This is a genomic window from Govania unica (assembly GCF_027920805.1).
GTDB classification, from domain to species: Bacteria; Pseudomonadota; Alphaproteobacteria; order Sphingomonadales; family Govanellaceae; genus Govanella; species Govanella unica.
Window position 1 is genome coordinate 252,066 of the sequence record NZ_JANWOI010000002.1, and the last position, 22,276, is coordinate 274,341.

Consider the following 22,276-nt stretch of genomic DNA (forward strand, 5'->3'; position numbering starts at 1 on the left):
AAACTACTTGTGCTGGCCCGCAAGTATGAATTACCATAATGCTTGCATAAATATACTATGCGGGAATAATCTTGTTGAGATCATCTCCACCGGAACAGTTTTGGGAGCGCAGGCGTGAGAGAGACCTATATTTATGACGCAGTTCGCACGCCGCGCGGCAAAGGCAAGGACGGCGGCAGCCTGACCGGGGTCGCACCTGCTGAACTCGTGCGTCAATTGGTGCAGGCGCTCGAGTCGCGGCAGGGGGCTGGGGTGCGCGATATCGATCATCTGACGTTGGGCTGTGTTGGTCAGATCGGCGCGCAGGGCGGTCATATCGGTCTGGTCTCCCGGCTGCATAGCGGATTGCCCGAGACGGCGACGGTATGGACGCTCAACAATTACTGCGTGTCCGGTCTGTCCGCAGCCATGTCCGGCGCGGATAAGATTGCCGCCGGCAGCGCCGATTTTGTCATGGCAGGCGGTGTCGAAAGCATGTCGCAGGTGCCCTTCATGGCCGACCGTGCGAGTTATTATACCGACCCGGAATTTTCCGCATCCTTGCGCTATTTGCCGGTGGTGCTGTCGGCTGATGTGCTGGCTCAGCGTGAGGATGTCTCGCGCGAAACGCTGGATGAGATTGCTCTGGTGTCCCATCAACGGGCGGCGCGGGCGCAGACTGAAAATATTGCGCAACAGTCTTTGGTTCCGGTGCAGGACGCGGCAGGCAATGTCCTTCTCGCACGCGATGAATATGTGCGCGGCAATATCTCAAGGGAGGCGCTCGCGGCGTTCGAGCCTGCTTTTGCAGCGCTTTCGTCCATCTATGCGCCGGTGCTGAAAGCCACACTTGGTCTTGATGCCGTTGATCACCGGCACACGGTCACCCATGCGCCGGGCATTGCCGATGGGGCAGGGCTCGCCATATTGGGCACGCGGGATGCGGGGGAAGCACGTGGATTGAAACCGCGCGCCCACATCGTCGCCCGGTCCGAGGCGGCGGGAGATCCCGTGTTGTCGCTCACCAGCGGGCGAGTGGCGATGGAGCGTGCGTTGGCCAAGGCGGGTCTGACCCTCGCCGACATGGACGTGATTGAATATATGGAAGCCTTCGCCGTTGTTCCTGCGCTGTTCTACCGTGACTACAAAGTCGATCGCGACAAGGTCAATATCACCGGCGGGCATGTGGCCAAAGGTCATCCGCTTGGTGCAAGCGGCGCGATCTTACTATCGACGTTGCTTGATGTGATGGACGAGCGTGATGCCGAATACGGGCTTCTGGTTGCGCATGCGGCCTCGGGCATCGGGTCGGCCGTTATTCTGCGCCGCGAGCGCTGAGATCATTCAGATCATAAGGATTGAAGTCATGATGACGAAGATCGTAAACCGCATCACACCGACGTTGAAGCCCAATGATCATCCCTACAGGAACGGGGCCTGGACGCCGAATTACACCGAATATGATGCCGCGGATCTTGAGGTGATCGGCAGCGTTCCCGCTGATATTGACGGCGTCTATGTGCGCAATACCGAAAATCCGGTGCATGAGGCGATCGGCCGCTATCATCCCTTCGATGGCGACGGCATGGTCCATGTCATGAATTTTCGCGATGGCAAGGCCGACTATAAAAACCGCTTCGTCCGCACACGCGCCTTTGTGGCGGAAGAGGAAGCGGGGCATGCAATATGGGCCGGCCTCATGGAGCCGCCGGAAAAATCGCAACGTCCGGGCTGGGGCGCGCATGGGTTTCTGAAAGACAATTCATCGACCGATGTGATCGTGCATGCGGGCAAAATCCTCTCGACATTTTATCAATGCGGGGAGGGTTATCGCCTCGATCCCTATACCATGGAACAGGAGGGCGTCGCGAGCTGGGGGCCGCTTGACGGTATCTCCGCCCACCCGAAGGTGGATGAGTCGACGGGTGAATTGTTGTTCTTCAACTATTCGAAATTCCCGCCCTATATGCATTATGGCGTTGTCGGAGCCGATGACAAACTGAAGCATTATATCCCGGTGCCGCTGCCCGGACCGCGCTTGCCCCATGATATGATCTTCACCAAGAACTACGCTATCCTCAATGATTTTCCGCTGTTCTGGGACCCTGAGCTGATTGCCCAGAATAAATTCGTCGTGCGCTATCATGATGACATGCGGTCGCGCTTCGCCATCATTCCGCGTTACGGCAAGACCGAGGATATTCGCTGGTTCGAAGCCGATCCGACGTTCGTTCTCCATTTCCTCAATGCCTATGAGGAGGGGGACGAGATCATCATGGACGGGTATTTCCAGGATGACCCCATGCCCGCATCCCCGAACCAGGCCCCTTCGGGTTACGCGCGCATGATGGCTTATCTCGATCAATATCTGATGCAGCCGAAACTGCATCGCTGGCGCTTCAATCTTAAAACCGGGACGACGACGGAACAGCGTCTCGATGATCGCACGCTTGAATTCGGAATAATCAATCAACAATATCTCGGGTGCAAATATCGCTATACTTATAGCGCCATGGCCAAGCCTGGCTGGTTTCTGTTCACCGGCGTTGTCAAGCATGATCTGGAGACCGGGGCCTCGGCGGTGCTTGAATTCGGCGAGGAACGCTATGGCAGCGAACCGGCTTTCGCACCCCGTGTCGATGCGAAGGATGAAGATGACGGCTATATCGTCAGCCTGATCACCGACATGAAACTCGATCGTTCGGAAGCCGTGTTGTGGGATGCGAAAAAACTGGGTGACGGCCCAGTGTGCCGCATCATTCTGCCGCATCGCCTGTCGAGCGGCACGCATGCCACCTGGGCCCAAGGTGCGGCCATTCGCGCGGCACAACAGCGCTAAGGTTTACATCAAAAAAGCGGCGCGGAGGTTTTCTCCGCGCCGTATTTTTTATGTGTCGCTCAAGCCTGTTTGGCGAGTTCCGCCCGCAGGTAATCCGCGAGTTCCTCGGGCGTATGTTTGGTTACTTTGGTGTAGTCATAGGCATGGGCATCACGCGGTTTGCGATCGAGCCAGAACCCCGCAGGATTTGTCCCCTTCGGCCGTGTCGCCCCAAGCCAGACTGCGGTATCGGCGCCCTGGGCTTCGTTGCGCAACACAAGTTGCAGGATTCTGCGGAACCGCGGCATGGCCGTTTTCACGCCGTCTGTATCGGACCAGCCGGGATGCATGACATAAAAATTCATGCCCTTATGGCCGTATTTCGCCTGCCAGTATTTCACCAGTTCAGCCTGACCGCGCTTGTGAACGGCATAGGCATAAACGCCGCTGTATTTTTCGGCTGAGGGCGCATTCATGCGGGCGAGCGTCAGGGGAGCATTATACATGCCGCCGGACGCCATATTGATGACTGCAGCCCCCGGCGCGAACATATCGGCATCCAGCAAGCGTTCGGTCAGCAGAAACTGGTTGAGGATATTGGTGGCGAAAGATGTCTCGCGACCCTCGGAGGTCTGGATATAGTCATCCAGCAAAAGTCCCACATTGTTCTGGAGGACATCGATCTTGCGGCCTTCGGCAATCAACCGCTCCGCGACAGCGGTTGTGGAGCTTTGCAGCGCGAGATCGGCCACATAAGGAATGATCTTGCCCTTGCCCGAGAAAGAGGCAACGAGGGCATCAAGTTTTGCAGCGCTGCGGGCGATGGCGAGTACGGTCGCACCGCGTCTTGCAGCTTCGCGTGTGATGGCCCCGCCGACGCCGCCGGACGCGCCGGTGACGACCCAGGTCTGCCCGGTCAAGTCGGTAGTGAAGGCCGGCCAGAAGGGGGCGCGTGCATAATAGCCGATGGCGGTAAAGCTCGGCATGAAGCGCCCATAGAATTTGATGATTTTTAAAAGCATTGCCGCGTTCATGGAGTGGTCCCCGCTGATGATATGCGTGCCGATATTTTTATGAGTAAGGCAGGTCATAGCTGGTGCAACGCCCGCAAAAAGGCGCGCACTCCACTATCATTTGTGAATTAGTTCTTTAATGCAAGTAATAATTCGGTGTGCCGTCGCGGATCGCGACAGCCCCTCAAAGGCATTGCCCGACCCATACCACACGGCCGAGTATGGACAGGCTGCGCGGGTCGCAATCGGGCTGGCTTTGATAAAGACGATTGTCGGCCGTGATGCTCACATGACCGGTCAGCGGGTTGAGGCTCAGACGTCGGGGCACGGCCTCGTTACCTGCGAGCAGGATATAAATACCGTCGCCTTGCACGGAGGCCTGAGAACGATCAACCAGAGTGACGCATCCATTCGCGAGGCGCGGGGCCATGGCATCCCCGCTGATGGTCACGGCAATGAGTGATTCGAAATTAACGAAGGTCGTGGTCAGCCAATCACGCCGGAATGGGAGCCCGCTACTCGGAGCAGAGGTCGTCCAGACCCGGATCATAATGACGCCATCAGTCTCAGGCTTATGCGGGGCGGAAGCGACCAGGCTTTGGTCGGTCAAGAGAAGGTCATGCGGTGGAATGCCAAAATACTGGGCAATCTTGCGTCGGTCCTCCTCGCGTAAATGTCTTGGAGACCGTCGGTTAATGTATTGATGTATATAGGAAGAATTGCGTCCGATAAGATCTGATACGGAAGCGTAGCTGTCGCCCCTGCTGCCCAGTATCAGGTTTCGGATCCTTTGACGTACAAGCTCTTCTGTAGTGTGATCGGTTGGGACAGTTTGGTCTGGGGGAGGTGGACTTGACGACAGGACAAAGAATTGCTGCTCTGTGCCAGAGCGGCTCCCTGAGTCGACCCATTGTTTGGCGGGTCTCGGCTGCTTTTTATCAGAATCCATCATATTCAATTTAACAGTTAGCTGCTTTGCCGGGGTGAAAATTTGGTCAGCCATTTTCATGAAATTGGCAGATAGGAAATAAATTTACATATAGTTTATTTCCTATCTTATTTTAGGGATTGCCCTCTTTCGACTTGGCTTCAGGTTTTTCTATCCACCATTTCTGTAGTCTCCCTATGCGTTATGTCGATTTTTTATTATTGCTGGAGTTGGTGCCGAAAGGGCAGCTTTGCGATGTTCCGGAGCCGAAGGTCCGGGCTGCGTTCATAGCTTAAGGTCACGTTTTCTTTTTTTATGAAGCAAAGCCATCAGTTAGGACGGATGTCACATATCTTTAATTATGTGGATCTTTCGGTCTGTATTCCTTCGCTCAATCTGACTTGCTCGCTATATTAGCATTAAGTAGAATTTTTACTATCATTACAGACTGGTTGCCGATGTCATAATGGATGCTGTCAAAAAAATAATGGCAAGTATATGAAATTTAATAACATTTTAAATTTAATAAAGAGTTTAAGTTGGACTTGTTTCGCGATCTTTAGTGCCGTTTTTTAAAATATTCTACTGTTTTCCGAGTCGAAAGCATGCAGTCAGAGAGTCTTCCTGTAGGAAATTCTCTTTCTTAAGCACTCTTGCACTCTTTATAGAATTCTATACCATTAAATATGGGAATATTACTATTCTATATAGGAAATCGGAGATCTTGCAATCTCTGTCTTTCCCTCAAAAAACTTGATGGGCACAACTCGCAGCTATGCGGGAGGCTCGGTCAAAGCGTGCTTTGTTGTGAGTGCCGGCCAGTTTGCAGCGAGGTGATGCTCCGGTGGCTACGGGTTTCCCAGGCCATGACGTTTAGTGCGAACCGGCGCAGCAATTGTCTGCGCCAGCTTGTGCGACAACCCAAATATGGGTGTTCAGGAGACTTGTCATGAATGAACGGGCAGAAGAAACGTTAAAAATAGCTTTGGAGGATGTTCTCGGGAAACATTTTGCAACCCGGCCTTATGGTCGACTTGCGCTCAGGGAGGCGGGGCGAGACGATGACCCGCGAGGTCGCGTGACGGTGCATCATCATCAGGCGCGGGATGATATTGTTGAATTCAGAGCGGAACTTCATATAGCTGCTCCGCTTGATCAGGAGCGTCGGCTTATGGACCGCATGCTCGAAAGCATAGATATCCTGCATGAAGCTGATATACCATCCGCGGTTGAAAATGATAGTGCGTTCGACGATCCGATTATCCTGAGCATCTGTCTGGAGACTGCGAAGTTCGAGCGCATCCCGTCGACAGAAGAAGCGACCGCGCGGCTTATCTTCTTGGTCCGCACCACAACGGACAGTTGACATGACCGGCGGACCAAACGGCGATCATGTTCTCAGACCCGAGCGACAAAAGATCAGGAGAACAACTGATTTTCAACCGCAGCGGCAGGCAGGGGACGCGAGAAATAGTAACCTTGTCCATAATGACAGCCAAGCACCTTCAGACGTTCAAGATGTTCGAGCGTCTCGATTCCTTCGGCCACCGCCGAGATACCGAGGGAACTTGCGAGTTGGGTGATGATATGCACAATCTTGGCGTCATCGGGATTGCTGTCGAGCTTGGCGATGAAGGAGCGGTCGATCTTGATGGTGTCGATTGGAAACCGGCTGAGATAATTGAGCGAAGAATAGCCGGTACCGAAATCGTCAAGGGCCAGGCAGACACCGAAGCTTTTCAGATCCAACAGCAGATCGGCGGCAAGATCGGCGTTGGTCATCAACGCGCTTTCGGTGATCTCAAGCCGCAGCCGGTTGCCGGCAATGCCCGAGGCGATCAGCGCCTCGCGCACGACGGCGGCCATGTTGTCGCCTGAAATCTGCAGCCCCGATACATTGACATTGACCGAAAGGTTGGAGACCACGGGATAGCGTGCGCTCCAATCGGCAAGCTGGGCGCAGGCGGCATGGAGCGCCCAGCGGCCAAGCGGAATGATGAGTCCGCTTGCTTCGGCGATGGCGATGAAATCAACCGGGGGCACCGCTCCACGTTCGGGATGCTGCCAGCGGCAGAGTGCTTCAAATCCGGTCAGTTCGCCTGAGGCCAGCGAATAAATCGGCTGGTAATGCAGCGACAATTCGCCGCGTTCGAGCGCCCGCCGCAGATCGCCCTCGAATTCAAAGCGAGATTTGGCATGGGCTGTCAGGTCATTGTGATAGAGCACTGTCCGGCCACGGCCTTCGCGTTTGGCGCGATGCATGGCAATGCTTGAGTTTTTCACAAGATCCTCGGCCGCCGCATTCAAGGCCGAGGCCTGGGCGATGCCGATGCTGGCCGTGACCCGCAAATCATGATTGTCGATCGTGAGCGGCGCGGACAGGGCTTCATGCAGGCTCTGTGCTGTGGTGAAACCTTCGTCGCCAGGCGCAGTCCGGGGTAGCAGTACGGCGAATTCATCGCCGCCCATGCGCGCAATCAGGGCTTGCTTCGGCAGGCAGTCGGTCATGCGCTGGGCCACAGCCACAAGCAGCTGGTCGCCGCTTTCGTGGCCAAGGCTTTCGTTGATCATTTGAAAGCGGTTGAGATTGATCATCATGACCACGCCGTTTTCCCGGGCGCGGCGATGATCAAGCCATTCCGAGGCGCGCAACACGAACATGGCGCTGTTGGGCAATTGGGTGAGCCGGTCATGAAACACATCATGCAGCAATTGCTGTTCGCTGCGCGTGTCGGCAGTGCGGTCAACGAGGGTCAGAAGATAGGAGGGGTCTTCCGTCCGGTTATCGAGATCCTGCAGCGAGCAGTCGAAGACCCGCGCCATGCCAAGGCGGTCGGTGCGCCAGATAAAGCGTGTTTCGCCGTGAGCATCCACCTGCAGCCGCTCCATAGCCTGGAGGAAGGCCGGGTCAAAAGAAAGCGGAGTGAAGGCGGGGTCGTCGGGGAGCGGGGCGCAGGGGTCGGTGAGACTGAGCATGCGCTGCAGCTTTGCATTGCTGCTGAGAAGGCGAAAGCCCTGGCGCTCGCCACCCGCAATCAGACAAATGCCAAGCGGCAGGCGATCGATAATCGATGCCTCTGCTACGCCAACCACCGCGGGGGTGGCGGCAATGGGCAGGTCGCCCTGGGTCACACGGGACCGCTCCGTCAAAACAGGAAACTCCACTAGTGGCTGCGGCTCCGGAACGTCCCGCGCATCTGATCCAAATGTCTCGTTTATGGACCAGGATGGCAGGGTAACGCCTAGAGAACCCGCCGAGTGTCGCCTGTGGGTGTAAAAAAACTGTAAATGCGGGATAACCCTTTGAAGATGCATATCTTTGCTTGCAAAGATGGACGGAAAAACAAAGCCGGTGGCTTTGAGGCCACCGGCAAGGTTTGGAAATGCGAGATAAAGATTAACGCAAGTCTATGCAACAACAAGCAACATCACGCAACGTTCACGCAACTCACGAACAACCACTGGTGGAGCCGCAATTATCGCATTTTAGGCAGGTGCCATTACGAACCAACGTAAAATTACCACATTCCGTACAGGCGTCTCCTTCATAGCCCTTCATGCGTGCCTCCGCGACTTTGGAGGCCCGATTGCTGCTCCGAACACCACTACCACCACCACTTGAAATCGATGAGCCGACAGCCGCGCGATATTCGACGGCGGTGGCAGCCCCCACCTCCATCGTCGACAAGGCTGTCGTCTCAAGGGCCGACCGCGCCACGGACTTCGCCGTGTTCAGGACATAAAGGTTCGATCGCACATAGCCGGTCGAGGCAAGGTTCATCACCTTGTCGAGGGCCTGTGAGGTCACGTCGACCGGATCAACGACCGGTTGGCCCTGTTCGACTCCGCCGCCAAGTGCGTCAGGCAGGAGATCGTTCGGTTCCACATGAGCAAGGTCGTTACGGCCGAGATAGGAAATGGCCAGCTCGCGGAAGATATAATCGAGCACTGACGTGGCCATCTTGATCGCGTCATTGCCTTCCACACGGCCCGCCGGATCGAAGCGTGTGAAGGTGAAGGCGTCCACATATTCTTCCAAAGGCACGCCATACTGGAGGCCGATCGAGATGGCGATGGCGAAATTATTCATCAGGCTGCGGAAGGCGGCGCCTTCCTTATGCATGTCGATGAAAATCTCCCCGAGCTTGCCGTCGTCATATTCTCCGGTGCGGATATAGACCTTATGGCCGCCAACGATGGCTTTCTGGGTGTAGCCCTTGCGCCGTCCGGGAAGTTTGTCGCGTTCAGCCGCACCGCGTTCGATGATGCGTTCAACGATGCGTTCGGCGACGATCTGGGTTTTCTGGGTCAGCGGCATCTCGTCATCCTCGAACAGGTCTTCCTCATCGAGGAGGGCCGAGCTCAGGGGCTGTGACAGTTTGGAGCCGTCGCGATAGAGCGCGTTGGCCTTGAGCGCCAGACGCCAGGACATCATATAGGCGTCCTTGCAATCCTCGACAGTCGCATTGTTCGGCATGTTGATGGTTTTGGAGATCGCGCCCGAAATAAAGGGCTGCGCCGCCGCCATCATCTTGATGTGGCTTTCGACCGACAGATAGCGTTTGCCGACGCGGCCACAGGGGTTCGCGCAATCGAACACCGGCAGATGTTCGGATTTGAGATAGGGCGCGCCTTCAAGCGACATGGCGCCGCAGCAATAGAGATTGGCCTGTTCCACATGATCCTTGGTGAAGCCAAGGGCGGTCAACATATCGAACGAGAAGTCATTCAGTTCGACATCGGTGTAGCCAAGCACATTGCGGCAGAAATCTTCCCCGAGCGTCCAGCGGTTGAAGACGAATTTGATATCAAAGGCGCTTTCAAGATTCTTTTCGATGAGGTCGAGCTGGGTTTCGGTAAAGCCGCGCGCCCTCAGGCTTTCATGATTGATGAACGGCGCGCCCTTGAGCGTGGCATAGCCGACGGCGTAATTGATGATGCTCTCAACCTCACGCTCCGCATAACCGAGCACGGTGAGCGCTTCGGGCACAATGCGGTTGATGATCTTGAAATACCCGCCACCGGCGAGCTTCTTGAACTTCACCAGCGCGAAATCGGGTTCGATGCCGGTGGTGTCGCAATCCATCACCAAACCGATGGTGCCGGTGGGGGCGATCACGGTCGCCTGCGCGTTCCTGTAGCCATGCTGCTCCCCAAGCGCAAGCGCCCGGTCCCAGGCTGCGGCTGCGGCAATGCTCACGGCGCTTTCGGGGCAGTTCTTGATATCGAGCGGGAGGGGCAGGGTGTTCAACCCCTCATAGCCAAGCGTTTCGCCATGGGCCGCCCGGCGATGGTTGCGGATAACCCGCAGCATATGATCGCGGTTCGGCTCATAGCCCGGAAAGGCGCCAAGCTCGCTCGCTATTTCGGCGCTGGTTTCATAAGCGACACCGGTCATGAGCGCGGTGATGGCGCCACAAAGCGCGCGGCCCTGATCGCTGTCATATGACATGCCCGAGGCCATCAGCAGGCCACCAATATTGGCAAACCCAAGGCCGAGCGTGCGGTAACGATAGGACAGCTCGGCAATGCGCGGCGACGGGAACTGCGCCATCAGCACCGAGATTTCCAGCACCACGGTCCACAGCCGCGTCGCATGCTCAAACGCCGCCACATCGAACGAACGGTCGGGATTGCGGAAGGTCAGCAGGTTCAAGGATGCGAGATTGCAGGCCGTGTCGTCCAGGAACATATATTCCGAGCACGGGTTTGACGCGCGGATTTCGCCGCTGGCCGGGCAGGTGTGCCAGTCATTGATAGTCGAATGGAACTGCAGGCCGGGGTCAGCGCAGGCCCAGGCGGCATGGGCGATCTGGTCCCACAGATCACGTGCCTTCAGTGTCTTGAAGGTCTGGCCACCAAGGCGGCCTTTCAGCTCCCAGTCACCATCGTCATTGACGGCATCCATGAAGCCGTCGGTCAGGCGTACCGAATTGTTGGAATTCTGGCCCGAGACGGTCATATAGGCGTCCGAATCCCAGTCCGTGTTATAGGTCTGGAACTCCATGGACTTGAAGCCCTGGCGGGCGAACTGGATGACCCGCTGCACATAGTTTTCCGGGATCATGACCTTGCGTGCGGCCAGCACTTCGCTCTTCAGGGCTTTGTTGAGCTTGACGTTGAAGGCATCGTCCGGCTGCCCCCCGGCGTTGGATGTGAGGGCCGGGTCGTGACAGGCTTTCATGATGCGGTTCAGGTGCTGTTCGGTGATCTTCGAACCGGTGACGAGAGCCGCGACCTTTTGTTCCTCAAGCACCTTCCAGCCGATGAAGGACTCGACGTCCGGGTGATCGATATCAACCACCACCATCTTGGCGGCGCGGCGGGTGGTGCCGCCGGATTTGATAGCCCCCGCGGCGCGGTCGCCGATCTTGAGGAAGCTCATGAGGCCCGACGACTTGCCGCCGCCCGAAAGCTTTTCACCTTCTCCGCGCAGGTTGGAGAAATTGCTGCCGGTGCCCGATCCATATTTGAACAAGCGCGCTTCACGCACCCACAGGTCCATGATACCGCCGTCATTGACGAGATCGTCGCTCACGCCCTGAATGAAACAGGCATGGGGTTGCGGGCGTTCGTAAGCTGAATTGGATTTTTCAAGCTTGCCGGTTGCGGGGTCCACATAGAAATGTCCCTGGCTCGGGCCGTCGACGCCATAGGCCCAATGGAGGCCGGTGTTGAACCATTGCGGCGAATTCGGCGCGCACATCTGCGCCGCCAGCATATAGCGCAATTCGTCAAAGAAGGCGCGGGCGTCATCCTCGCTATCGTAATAGCCGCCTTTCCAACCCCAATAGGTCCAGGCCCCGGCCAGGCGATCGAACACTTGCTTGGCCGAAGCCTCGGAGCCATAGCGCTTGGCTTCGGCCAAGGCCTCAAGGGCAGTTTCATCGGCCACATGCCGCCACAGCCAGGACGGGACGGTATTTTCCTCGACCGATTTCAAAGCCATGGGAATGCCGGCCTTGCGGAAATATTTCTGCGCCAGAATATCGACCGCCACCTGGCTCCAGTCGGCTGGGATTTCTATATTCTCCAGCCGGAACACAACCGAACCATCAGGGTTGCGGATTTCACTCGTGGCGGTACGGAAGCTGAGGCTTTCGTAGGGTGACTGTCCGTCCCGAGTAAATCGACGCTCAATACGCATGAATGACTGTCCCTTTTGATCCAGGCCGGATGGATGCTGGCCGTGCATATAATGTGGGGACTGATTTTTGCGACTCACGGACCCTGCGCGCATGGCAGTCGTGATTGGATTTTCCGCTAAATCTAGACATTTCCCCTCTGTCAGGCACAAAGTCTGGGATGAGAGCCTGAGATTGGCAAGGACTTTTTATATATCTTGTTGATTGACAGCCTTGACCTACCACATGTCGTTATAGGCTTGAGTCGGCCATGAATTCCTCAGGGCCATAGGGCAAACAGGTCTGGACGGGCTCAGGCGTCAGTGGCATATTCTGCGCGAGCGCGCACCTCGGTCAGAGGTGCCTATTAATAGATGAAAACATCTATTTAACAGGCGGTTATAATGTCTTTCTTAAGTCATATGTTCACATGGTGGTCTGATTATACGATCGGCACAATGCTGTTTACCTGGCGCAAGGGTGAAACGGTTGGCACCGACGATCAGGGCAATCGCTATTATCGCGAGAAAAAAGGCGAGCGCCGTTGGGTGCTTTATAATGGCGAAGTCGAAGCCTCGCGCATTCCGCCGGAATGGCATGCCTGGCTGCATCACATGACCGATGCCCCGCCAAGCGAGCGGCCTTTGCCGACCAAGATCTGGGAAAAAGAGCATCTGCCGAATCTGACCGGCACTGCCGGAGCTTATTTTCCGCCCGGCAGCCTGAACGAAGGTGGCCAGCGCCGTCACGCCACGGGTGATTACGAAGCCTGGCAGCCGGAATAATCACAGTTAAGGGACAAGTCTCACATGAGCCGTCATAATCTTGTTGAAACCCTTATGGGGGCGGTGGTGCTTGTCGCAGCCGGAGGTTTTCTGGCATTTGCTTATAAAAACACCGAACTGCGCTCGATCGGCGGGTACGAATTGAATGCCCGCTTCGATCGAGTCGATGGCCTGCCTGTGGGCGCGGATGTGCGCATCAGTGGTATCAAGGTTGGCACGGTGGTCAGCCAGAGGCTCGACACCAACACCTATCAGGCGGTGGTGGGCATGAGCATCGAGAAAAGCGTCAAATTGCCTGAGGACAGCATGGCCAAGATCGCTTCAAGCGGTCTTCTCGGTGGCAATTATCTGGCCCTCAGCCCGGGCGCAAGCGATGACATGCTGAAGCCCGGAGAGGAAATCACCGAGACCCAGGGGTCGGTTGATCTCCTGACCCTGCTATCCAAATTCGCGTCCGGGTCCGGTAGCTCCAGTTCGGATCATAAAGCCAGTTCGGACCACAAAGAATGACCGGGGTCAGGCAGACAGTGGCGGCGCTGCTTTTCGCTGCCGTTGCCATGCCTGCTTGGGCCGCTGATCCGCAAGCGGTGGCCACGCTCAATGCCCTTGATAAAATCACTGGCCGGGTTTCGGAATTGAAGGCCCATGTGGGTCAGCCGGTGCGCTTCGGCGCGCTTGAAATCACGCTCCGCGACTGTCAGTCGGCCCCGCCTGAAGACGCGCCGGAAACCAAAGCCTTTCTGGAAATCCGCGATATCAAGCCGAACAGCACCGCGAAACAGGTGTTCGCGGGCTGGATGTTTGCCTCAAGCCCGGCGCTCAATGCGCTGGAGCATCCGGTTTATGATGTCTGGGTAATCGCCTGCAGCGCAATCGCCCCGGCCACGCATGACCGGGCGCCGCCTGCGGCTGTTGCGTCGCCTGAGACGCCAGCGGACACACCGGACACACCGGACGAAGACACGGATTCAGGCAACGCCGAAAAGATCCCCTTGGACTGAAGCGCCGTCTCCAGCAGTTTTTTATAGTCGGCCCGGGAGATCTCGCGGGTGCCGAATTGCTTGAGATGCTCGGTGACGAACTGGGTATCGAGCAAGCGGAATCCGCCGCACTTCAGGCGTGCCACCAAATGCACCAGCGCCACCTTGCTGGCGTCGCGTTCGCTGTGGAACATGCTTTCGCCGAAAAAAGCCGCCCCAAGGGCCACACCATATAAACCGCCAACCAGTCGGTCGCCGTCCCAGACTTCGATGCTGTGGGCATAACCCATGTCATGGAGGTTGCAGTAAATCTCAAGGATCGCGGCATTGATCCAGGTGTTTTCGCGCCCCTTGGCACTGGCCGCACAGGCCTCCATGACGGCGCGGAAGGCGCGGTCATGGGTTACGCGGTAGCAATCCGACAGCACGGTGCGGACAAGGCGTTTCGGGATGTGAAACTGATCAAGCGGCAGAATGCCGCGTTGTTCGGGATCTATCCAGTAAAGCTCTGGCGATTGCGCCGTCTCGGCCATGGGGAAATATCCCCGGGCATAGGCATGGAGCAAAAGATCCGCTGTGATCTCGGTCATCTTGCAGCCCTTGCTGTCATCCTCCCTCTTGGGTCATTGCCGCGATAGCGGACATGACCCAAGAGGTCGAGATAATGACGCTGCTTAGGAGTCCTGATCCTTCTTCATGAAGTTTTCAAGCCAGTGAATATCATAGGCTCCGTTCACGAAGTCGGGGTCGGAAATGATGCGGGTATGAAGCGGCACCGTGGTTTTCACGCCTTCGATGACATATTCGTCAAGGGCGCGGCGCAACCGCATCAGGCATTCATTGCGGGTCTTGCCATGCACGATCAGCTTGGAGATCAGGCTGTCGTAATAGGGCGGAATGCGATAGCCGGCATAAAGCGCCGAATCCACACGCACATCAAGTCCGCCAGGGGTGTGATAGTCGGTGACGACGCCCGGCGACGGGACAAAGGTCTGAGGATCTTCGGCATTGATGCGGCATTCGATGGCGTGACCGGCGAAGCGGATGTCGTCCTGAGTGAAGGACAGCGGCGCGCCAGCGGCGACACGGATCTGTTCACGCACGAGATCGATACCGGTGATCATTTCGGTCACCGGATGCTCGACCTGAATGCGGGTATTCATTTCGATGAAATAGAACTGCCCGTCTTCATACAGGAACTCGATTGTGCCGGCGCCGAGATAGCCAAGCTTTTTAATGGCTTTGGTAACGACTTTGCCGATTCTAGCACGCTCCTCGGCATTCAGAGCCGGGGACGGGGCTTCTTCAAGCACCTTTTGGTGACGGCGCTGCAACGAACAGTCACGTTCGCCGAGATGCACCACATTGCCATGGCTGTCGGCGATCAGCTGCACTTCGATATGGCGCGGTTTGGAGAGATATTTCTCCATATAGATGGCGTCGTCGCCGAAAGCCGATTTGGCTTCCGTCTTGGCGGCGCTCATCATGGCGTCCATTTCGGATTCTTCGCGCACCACTTTCATGCCGCGTCCGCCACCGCCGGCGGAGGCTTTGATCAGCACCGGATACCCGATTTCGGCGGCGACCTTTTTCGCTTCCTTCGGGTCGGTGATGGCGCCGTCGGACCCGGGGACAACCGGGATGCCAAGCTTCTTGACGGTTTCCTTGGCCTGAATTTTATCGCCCATCAGGCGGATATGTTCCGCCGTCGGGCCGATGAAGGTGATGTTATGTTCGGCCAGGATCGCCGCGAAATTGGCGTTCTCCGACAGGAAGCCATAACCCGGATGGATGGCATCGGCATGGGTGATTTCCGCGGCGGCGATGATCGCCGGGATGTTCAGATAGCTTTCGGTCGAACTCGGCGGGCCGATGCAGACGCTTTCGTCGGCGAGGCGCACATGCATGGCGCGTTCGTCCGCGGTGGAATGGACGGCCACCGTTTTGATGCCCATTTCTTTACAGGCGCGATGAACTCGGAGGGCGATTTCGCCACGGTTCGCGATCAGGATCTTGTCAAACATTCAGGATGCCCGCGCGTTATTCTATGATCATCAGGATTTCGCCGAACTCAACCGGCTGCGCATTCGTCACCATGATTTTCTTGACGGTGCCATCGCGCGGAGACGCGATCGCGTTCATGACCTTCATGGCTTCAACGATCAGAATGGTCTGACCGGCCTTCACATGCGATCCGACGCTGACAAAAGCAGGGGAATCCGGCTCGGCGGCGGTATAGGCGGTGCCAACCATGGGGGAGGTCACGGCACCGGGATGCGTTGCGTCTTCGGCTTGGGTTGCTGCGGGGGCTTCGGCCACCGGGGCCGGGGCGGCGGCATAGACCGGAGCACCGGCCACAGCAGCATTGACGCTCAGACTGCGCGCGACCCGGATGCGTGATTGACCTTCCTCGACTTCGATCTCGGACAGGTTGGTCTCGTTGAGAAGTTCAGCGAGATCCCGGATAAGCGCTTTGTCTACTTGCATTTTAGCCATGACGACTCCAACTGATTCAATAACTTATTTAGCCGGGCTCACATCAAGGATGTGGCTCATGGCGTCAAGCGCCAGATAATAGCCCAGGCTTCCAAATCCGCAAATAACGCCTTGCGCCATGCGCGAGACATATGACTTGTGCCGATAGTCTTCTCTTTTGTGCGGGTTCGAGAGATGGACCTCGATCACCGGCAATTCCACTGCGAGCAAGGCATCCAAAAGAGCGATCGACGTGTGGGTATAAGCGGCAGGATTGATGATGATGCCTGCCCGTGTGCCCCGTGCGGCCTGAATGGCCGTGACCATTTCACCTTCACCGTTCCATTGCTGAAAATCAATGCCAAGACCGATTTCGGCTCCGCGACGTTCCAGACCCGCAGCGATATCGGCCAGCGTGTCGCGGCCGTAAACCTCTGGCTCACGTGTGCCCAAAAGGTTCAGATTAGGGCCATTGAGTACAAGAATGCTGTGCTTCAGGCGCTTGGCCATCCTGCAATCACGCCGCGAGGCGCCCCCTGATACGCATGTGCTGCCCTGAATCGACGGACACTATAGACGATCCTTGCAAGAGACCGAACAAGAATCCATCGGAGCCGTTGCGGCAAGGCCCATGATCCCTTATTCATGTGGAGGAGTTTGTATAATGCTTTAGCAGGCCTTTGCAAATCCAGATTATGGGTGTTTTGCCCATTTTGCGTCAATATCTTGAAATCTCAAGGGCTTCTGCCACGCGGAAAACGTGGTTTTCAAGCCCCCACACGGATCATTGAGGACGGACGACGGTGATACAGGTTCAGATCAATGGCGAGGCACGGACCGTGCCCGCCGGGACGGTGCGCGAGCTTTTGGGCTCGCTCGGGCTTGACGCGAGCAAGGTGGCGCTTGAGCGCAATCGCGAAATCGTGCCGCGTTCGGCTTTCGATACTGTGATAATCGGCGCGGGGGATGAGCTTGAAATCGTTCATTTCATCGGCGGCGGCAACAGCAGTCTGGCTGAAAAGCCCGACAGTTTCCGGATCGCCGGCAAGGATTATATGTCGCGGCTGATCATCGGCACCGGCAAATACAAGAATTTTGACGAAACCGCCGCTGCCGTCGAGGCTTCGGGGGCGGAGATCGTCACCGTGGCCGTGCGCCGGGTCAATCTGACCAACCCGGGCGAACCACGTCTGGTGGATTTCGTCGACCCGAAAAAGATCACCTTTCTGCCGAATACGGCGGGCTGCTTCACGGCCGATGACGCCGTCCGCACGCTCCGCCTTGCGCGGGAGGCCGGCGGCTGGAACCTGGTGAAGCTCGAAGTGCTCGGCGACCAGAAGACGCTTTACCCCAATATGCCGGAAACGCTCGCGGCGGCCGAAGTCCTTTTGAAAGAGGGCTTTGAGGTTATGGTCTATTGCAGTGACGATCCCATTCAGGCCAAACGTCTCGCCGACATGGGCTGCTGCGCCATCATGCCCCTTGGGGCTCCCATTGGTTCAGGCCTCGGGCTTCAGAACCCGGTGCAGATCCGTTTGGTGATCGAGGCGGTGAACGTGCCGGTTCTGGTGGATGCAGGCGTCGGCACCGCGTCCGACGCGGCCATCGCCATGGAACTCGGCTGTGACGGCGTCCTCATGAACACCGCCATCGCCGAAGCCCGCGATCCCATCCGCATGGCCCGCGCCATGAAACTCGCCGTCGAAGCCGGCCGACTAGCCTATCATGCCGGTCGCATGCCGAAAAAACGCTACGCGGACCCATCCTCGCCCCTGGCAGGCTTGATCTAGGCCACTGATTTCTGCCTCGCCCGCCCATTTCTGTCATTCCCGCGAAAGCGGGAATCCAGAATAGCGGCACAATTATCTGAAATCGTTGCAATAAAGTCTGGATCCCCGCGTTCGCGGGGATGACAGTTTGCTGGGGCTTTTTCACCTGTCATTGCCGGGCTTGACCCGGCAATCCATCTCTCCGCCAGTTTGTGCGTGACCCATGGATGCCCGGGTCAAGCCCGGGCATGACAAATCAATGGGGATATATTTATCCCTTCTTCGCCGCGGCACGGGCGCTGTTGACCTGTTTCACCAGTTCCTCATAGGCGAGGGCGCCGGGGATGAGGCGGTTGTTGATGATCAGGGCCGGAGTGCCGCGCAGTTCAAGGGCCTGGCCGAGCTGGTGGTTGCGATCAATTATCGCTGATACTTCAGCGCTTTGCATATCTTTCTTCAAGCGTGCCACGTCAAGTTTTGCGAGCGTGGCGGCGTCGAAGATGCTGGCTTCCGACAATTGGCCGGGCACGGCATAAAGGGCGTCGTGGAATGCGAGATATTTCTGCAAGCCCTGTGCCTTGCTGGCGAGGGCGGCTTTTGAAGCGACTTCGGCGATTTCACCGCGCACGGGCCATTCCTTGAAAATCACCCGTACGCCCTTATCGGCGGCCACCAGCCGTTTGAAGAACGGGGCCATCATCTTGCAATAGCCGCAGGTGTAATCGAAGAATTCGACCACCGTCACATCGCCCTTGGGGTTGCCGATGGACACACTGTCGGGATCGTTGAACAGCGCGGCCTTGTTGCGGATGATGGCGCTGGTGGCCATCTTGGTCTGCAAGGCTTCGATGGCCTGCGGGATGATTTCCGGATGCTCCAGAATATAGTTATGCACGATGGCCTCAATGGCCTTCTGCTGCGCCGGATTGAAAGCCGGAGCTTGCTGGGCCATGAGAGGAGAGGCCACAGCCGCCATCACAAATGACATCAGTATCGCTTTATAATTCATTGTTATATCTCATTTTTATAATAAAAATTAATCTGGAAGTGCATCGCGCGGAGCTTTTCCCTTGGGCATTTCTGCCTGTGCGGCCACCATGATGTCCTGAGCCCGGAACCAGTCCGGCGTCCCGCGCGGCAGTTTGTTGACGGCCTGTCGGGCCTGCCGATAAGCGTCTTCCGAAGCGCCGACGATGGAATAGCGTTCCGCTGCCGCAAGCCGGGCCGGCCCTTCCTTGCCCGCGTGGTCATAGGCGATGGACAATTGATGCCAGGCAAAGGGGCTTTCCTTGTCCAGCCGGTTGGCTTTTTCCAGAATTCGGATGGCTTCGTCGGTATAGGCCGGGTTCTCGGTCGCGATCAGTGACTGGCCGAGCTGGGTCAGGATCAATGGCTCGTCGGGACTGATGGCGATGGATTTGCGAAACGGCGCAATCGATTGTTCAAGCTTGCCATTTTCAAACAGCAGGAAGCCCTTCAGTTCCCAGAGGTAGGGATCGTTCGGATTGTCTTTCAGCAGGCTGTCCGCCTCGGCATAGGCTTTGGCTTCGTCATGGAGCTGGTTATAGGCATAGGCGCGGGCATAGCGGGCGGGCAGGCTGTTGTTGCCGACCGGATATTGCTGCAACGTGGTGTAGGGCGGTTGCAGATAGCCCCAGAGCTTGGCCTTCATGCGCTCGAACATGGCGTCCTGTCCGGCCGGGCTTGGGGCGTCTTTCCAGGGTGATTTGTCGACCAGCTCCGAAAGCGCGTTGATGCGGTCCTGAGTCAGCGGATGGGACCGCACATAGGGGTCCTGATTGGTGACATAGAGCAGTTCCTGACCGCTCAGCACCTCAAAGAAACTGACGAGACCGCGCCCCGACTGATGGGCCTTGTCAAGAAAGGTCATGGCGGCCTGGTCGGCGGCGGCTTCCTGGTTGCGGCTGTAGGACAGCACAGAGCGCATGGCCATCTGTTGCGAGCCCATGATGACAGCGATCCCGGCGTCGGCCCCGCCCGCGGCAATGGCGGCGGCACCGAGGATCATGCCGAGGATGGTCAGGGCCGAGGCACCCTTCAGGCCGTCCTGAAAGCGCGCGAGATGGCCGCCGGTGATATGACCGGTTTCATGGGCAATAACGCCCGCGACTTCGCCCACATTGCTTGCGGCCATGATGAGGCCGGTGTTGATGAACACGTTCTGCCCACCGGCGACGAAGGCGTTGATGGATTTGTCGCGGATCACATAGGTATGGACGGAGTCGGTATTGAGGCCCGCCGCGGCGAAAATCGGCACGGAAATATCGCGGATGATCCGTTCAAGTTCGGAATCGCGGAGAATGGTCGGGGTATCGGCGGCAAAAGCTGGCGCTGTTCCGGGCAAAATCAGGCTGAAAGCCAAGGCGATCGCCGTCAGGGTGCGGCGGATACGAAAGGGCTGATACTTCGGCAACAAACGGTGGTCTCCTTGTGGGTCCCCCGATCTTAAGCTAAAAAGCCTCTTCATATAGCCCATAAAAGGTGATGAGAATGAGGCGCGCTGAAGATATGCCGAATTTGTCCTTGTTAAAAGCCTCGCTCAGAAGCGACGTGCCGCCTTTTTATGCCATGGAATTGATGCGCGAGGCCGGGGAGCTTGCCGCCGCGGGCCGCGAGGTCTTTCTGATGTGCGTGGGACAGCCGTCAGTAGGCGCACCCGAGCGGGTCCGGCAGGCCGCCATCACGGCCATGGAGCGGAGCGTGCTTGGCTATACCGACAGCTTCGGGATTCTGCCGCTCCGCCAGCGCATCAGCGATTATTACAAGGCGCGCTACGGCGTCGACGTCCCGGTCGAGCGCATTGCGGTCACCACCGGATCCTCAAGCGCCTTTTTGCTGGCTTTTCTTGCCGGGTTCGATGTCGGCGATCGGGTCGCTATCGCACGTCCGGGCTATCCGCCCTATACGGCCATCCAGAAGGCGCTTGGGCTTCAGGCCGTTCATGTGGATGTGAACGAGAGCACGGGATATCATATCGTTGCCGATCATCTCGATAGTCTTGCGGCCGCGTCCGGCGGTTTGCAGGGGCTGATGGTGGCGAGCCCGGGCAATCCGACGGGCTCCATGCTCGCGCCGGAGCAGCTTGAGGCCCTGATCACCAAGGCGGAAGGACTCGGCGTCCGGGTCATCTCCGACGAGATCTACCATGGCATCACCTTTGGCAAACGCGAGGAAACGGCGCTTCGCTATACCGACGAGGCCATCGTCATCAACAGTTTTTCGAAATATTTCTGCATGACCGGCTGGCGGCTGGGCTGGATGGTGTTGCCGCCAGCGCTGATCGAGCCGGTCTATGCGCTGGCACAAAGCTTTTTCATCTCGCCGCCGACGCTGTCGCAGGAAGCGGCCATTGCCGCCTTTGACTGTTTTGATGAATTCGATGCCATCCGCGACGGCTATGCCCGCAATCGGGAGATGCTGCTTGAGGCGCTGCCGAAGATGGGGATCACGCGCTTTGCACCGCCGGACGGGGCCTTTTATCTCTATGCGGACATGAGCGATTTCACCAATGATACGGCGCTGTTCTGCCGTCGCATTCTGCATGAAACCGGCGTTGCAACGACACCCGGCATTGATTTTGACACGCGGGACGGCGGCCGTTTCATGCGCATGTCCTTTGCCCGGAGTGGTGACGAGATGACGCGGGCCATCGAACGGCTGGGGAACTTTTTGCGCGGCTGATGGAATGAAGTTATAGTCCGAACCGGAATCCAGCTTGTAGGAGGGGTCGCTACATGTCTCTGATAAGGTTTTCTGCTGTATCGTCAAAATTTCTCGGTCTGTCTGCGGCGGTTATGTTGCTCGGTTGCGCCTCTCTGGTGGCCGAGATCATGCCGCAGGTCGAACCGAAGACCGATCTTGCGGCAATCCCGGCTGGCCGGTATGAGATGGACGCGTCGCATGCCAATGTGACGTTCGAAATCAATCACATGAATTTTTCGACCTATGTGGGCCGGTTCAACAAGATTTCTGGCAGTCTCGATTTCAACGCCAACACGCCGGCCACCAGCACGGCCGAGGTGAAGATCGATCCGGCCAGCGTCGACACCAACAACAGCGTGCTGGAAGAGTCCCTGCGCGGGTCCAAGTTCTTTGATGTCAAAGCCTATCCCGATCTGACTTACAAATCCGACCGGCTCGAAATCACCGGGCCGGCCACGGGCAAGCTTTATGGTCAGCTCAGCATGCATGGGGTGACGCGGCCGCTTGTGATGGACGTGACCTTCCGCGGCGGCGCCAAAAACCCGATGACCGGCGACTTCACCCTGGGCTTTGCCGCGAACGGCACTTTGAAACGCAGCGACTATGGCGTCAGCAGTTATGTGCCTCTGATATCGGATGAAGTCACCCTGCTGTTTAACGCTGAATTTACAAAGAAATAAGC

At 57.2% G+C, this 22,276-nt stretch carries 18 protein-coding genes and 1 pseudogene; 9 read left to right on the top strand and 10 right to left on the bottom strand.

Annotation, left to right across the window (positions count from 1 at the left end):
• Positions 1-114: 114 nt before the first annotated feature.
• Together NYP16_RS06055 and NYP16_RS06060 are read left to right on the top strand one after the other, a co-directional pair.
• Positions 115-1,317, top strand: a complete 1,203-nt coding sequence (locus NYP16_RS06055; protein WP_274943224.1) for an acetyl-CoA C-acyltransferase — start codon at positions 115-117, stop codon at positions 1,315-1,317.
• Between the two features lie 28 nt (positions 1,318-1,345).
• Positions 1,346-2,818 (top strand): carotenoid oxygenase family protein, encoded by a 1,473-nt coding sequence (locus NYP16_RS06060; protein WP_274943225.1) that lies wholly within the window; start codon positions 1,346-1,348, stop codon positions 2,816-2,818.
• 59 nt (positions 2,819-2,877) lie between these two features.
• Here the strand turns inward: NYP16_RS06060 and NYP16_RS06065 are convergent, their stop codons facing one another.
• Both NYP16_RS06065 and NYP16_RS06070 read right to left on the bottom strand, forming a co-directional pair.
• Positions 2,878-3,831 carry an SDR family NAD(P)-dependent oxidoreductase gene (locus NYP16_RS06065; RefSeq protein WP_274943226.1) on the bottom strand — a complete coding sequence of 318 codons (954 nt, stop codon included), beginning with the start codon at positions 3,829-3,831 and terminating at the stop codon, positions 2,878-2,880.
• Positions 3,832-3,994: 163 nt separating this feature from the next.
• Positions 3,995-4,420, bottom strand: a complete 426-nt coding sequence (locus tag NYP16_RS06070; protein ID WP_274943227.1) for a S24 family peptidase — start codon at positions 4,418-4,420, stop codon at positions 3,995-3,997.
• A gap of 1,267 nt (positions 4,421-5,687) precedes the next feature.
• Here NYP16_RS06070 and NYP16_RS06075 point away from each other — a divergent pair.
• Positions 5,688-6,104, top strand: coding sequence for a hypothetical protein (locus NYP16_RS06075; protein WP_274943228.1), 417 nt, complete (start codon positions 5,688-5,690; stop codon positions 6,102-6,104).
• A gap of 53 nt (positions 6,105-6,157) precedes the next feature.
• Here the strand turns inward: NYP16_RS06075 and NYP16_RS06080 are convergent, their stop codons facing one another.
• Complete coding sequence (locus tag NYP16_RS06080) at positions 6,158-7,870, bottom strand: putative bifunctional diguanylate cyclase/phosphodiesterase (protein WP_274943229.1); 1,713 nt, start codon at positions 7,868-7,870, stop codon at positions 6,158-6,160.
• Between the two features lie 316 nt (positions 7,871-8,186).
• Entirely contained in the window at positions 8,187-11,885 is a 3,699-nt protein-coding gene (locus tag NYP16_RS06085; protein ID WP_274943230.1) for a vitamin B12-dependent ribonucleotide reductase, read from the bottom strand.
• Positions 11,886-12,266: 381 nt separating this feature from the next.
• Between NYP16_RS06085 and NYP16_RS06090 the strand changes: the two genes are divergently transcribed.
• The 3 genes and pseudogenes from NYP16_RS06090 to NYP16_RS14505 all read left to right on the top strand — a co-directional run.
• Positions 12,267-12,647: an NADH:ubiquinone oxidoreductase subunit NDUFA12 gene (locus NYP16_RS06090; RefSeq protein ID WP_274943231.1), complete on the top strand. Its 381-nt coding sequence runs from the start codon at positions 12,267-12,269 to the stop codon at positions 12,645-12,647.
• A 24-nt stretch (positions 12,648-12,671) separates the two neighbouring features.
• Positions 12,672-13,157 (top strand): outer membrane lipid asymmetry maintenance protein MlaD, encoded by a 486-nt coding sequence (gene mlaD, locus NYP16_RS06095; protein WP_274943232.1) that lies wholly within the window; start codon positions 12,672-12,674, stop codon positions 13,155-13,157.
• A gap of 47 nt (positions 13,158-13,204) precedes the next feature.
• Positions 13,205-13,453 (top strand): annotated as a pseudogene (locus NYP16_RS14505) (DUF2155 domain-containing protein); the annotation flags it as partial.
• A gap of 35 nt (positions 13,454-13,488) precedes the next feature.
• On the opposite strand, the gene aat reads toward NYP16_RS14505, so the two are convergent.
• The 4 genes from aat to aroQ form a co-directional block, all read right to left on the bottom strand.
• Positions 13,489-14,217 carry a leucyl/phenylalanyl-tRNA--protein transferase gene (gene aat / locus NYP16_RS06105; RefSeq protein ID WP_346742476.1) on the bottom strand — a complete coding sequence of 243 codons (729 nt, stop codon included), beginning with the start codon at positions 14,215-14,217 and terminating at the stop codon, positions 13,489-13,491.
• Between the two features lie 84 nt (positions 14,218-14,301).
• Positions 14,302-15,651 (bottom strand): acetyl-CoA carboxylase biotin carboxylase subunit, encoded by a 1,350-nt coding sequence (accC, locus tag NYP16_RS06110; RefSeq protein ID WP_274943234.1) that lies wholly within the window; start codon positions 15,649-15,651, stop codon positions 14,302-14,304.
• A 16-nt stretch (positions 15,652-15,667) separates the two neighbouring features.
• Positions 15,668-16,123, bottom strand: a complete 456-nt coding sequence (gene accB / locus NYP16_RS06115; RefSeq protein WP_274943235.1) for an acetyl-CoA carboxylase biotin carboxyl carrier protein — start codon at positions 16,121-16,123, stop codon at positions 15,668-15,670.
• Positions 16,124-16,147: 24 nt separating this feature from the next.
• Entirely contained in the window at positions 16,148-16,612 is a 465-nt protein-coding gene (gene aroQ / locus NYP16_RS06120) for a type II 3-dehydroquinate dehydratase (RefSeq protein WP_274943236.1), read from the bottom strand.
• A 296-nt stretch (positions 16,613-16,908) separates the two neighbouring features.
• On the opposite strand from aroQ, the gene thiS reads away from it, so the two are divergent.
• The gene (gene thiS, locus NYP16_RS06125) at positions 16,909-17,892 is read left to right on the top strand and encodes a sulfur carrier protein ThiS (protein ID WP_346742486.1); all 984 of its coding nucleotides are present in this window, start codon (positions 16,909-16,911) and stop codon (positions 17,890-17,892) included.
• A gap of 250 nt (positions 17,893-18,142) precedes the next feature.
• Here the strand turns inward: thiS and NYP16_RS06130 are convergent, their stop codons facing one another.
• Both NYP16_RS06130 and NYP16_RS06135 read right to left on the bottom strand, forming a co-directional pair.
• The gene (locus NYP16_RS06130; RefSeq protein ID WP_274943238.1) at positions 18,143-18,859 is read right to left on the bottom strand and encodes a DsbA family protein; all 717 of its coding nucleotides are present in this window, start codon (positions 18,857-18,859) and stop codon (positions 18,143-18,145) included.
• Positions 18,860-18,907: 48 nt separating this feature from the next.
• Positions 18,908-20,308, bottom strand: a complete 1,401-nt coding sequence (locus NYP16_RS06135) for a M48 family metalloprotease (RefSeq protein WP_274943239.1) — start codon at positions 20,306-20,308, stop codon at positions 18,908-18,910.
• A gap of 74 nt (positions 20,309-20,382) precedes the next feature.
• Between NYP16_RS06135 and NYP16_RS06140 the strand changes: the two genes are divergently transcribed.
• Together NYP16_RS06140 and NYP16_RS06145 are read left to right on the top strand one after the other, a co-directional pair.
• On the top strand, positions 20,383-21,573 hold the full coding sequence (locus NYP16_RS06140; protein ID WP_274943240.1) for a pyridoxal phosphate-dependent aminotransferase: 1,191 nt from the start codon (positions 20,383-20,385) through the stop codon (positions 21,571-21,573).
• A 53-nt stretch (positions 21,574-21,626) separates the two neighbouring features.
• Positions 21,627-22,274, top strand: a complete 648-nt coding sequence (locus tag NYP16_RS06145) for a YceI family protein (RefSeq protein ID WP_274943241.1) — start codon at positions 21,627-21,629, stop codon at positions 22,272-22,274.
• Positions 22,275-22,276 lie beyond the last annotated feature (2 nt).